This window comes from Spirulina sp. CCY15215 (genome assembly GCF_016888125.1).
GTDB lineage: Bacteria > Cyanobacteriota > Cyanobacteriia > Cyanobacteriales > Spirulinaceae > CCY15215.
Genome location: NZ_JACSWA010000166.1, coordinates 1 through 207 on the forward strand (window position 1 = coordinate 1; position 207 = coordinate 207).

Consider the following 207-nt stretch of genomic DNA (forward strand, 5'->3'; position numbering starts at 1 on the left):
TAGAGGAGAGCGGGTTTGACTCCTGTGGCGCGGTATACTTCATCAAGACTGGCTTGGGCGCGGGCGAGGTTGAGTTCGTCTTCGCTGCTGTCTCCATCGGAGGAGGAGTCACTATTGCTTGCTCCTGAACCTTTATTCGCAGTATCATTGAATCCTGAACTATTTTCACTCGATGAGTCGCTTTCTGATGTTCCGCTTTCTGATGTT

Annotated in this window: 1 protein-coding gene; it reads right to left on the reverse strand. The window is 50.2% G+C overall.

Annotation, left to right across the window (positions count from 1 at the left end; translation table 11 throughout):
• Positions 1-207: hypothetical protein (locus tag JUI58_RS00805; protein WP_204101849.1), on the reverse strand; the 207-nt coding region annotated here is incomplete at both ends.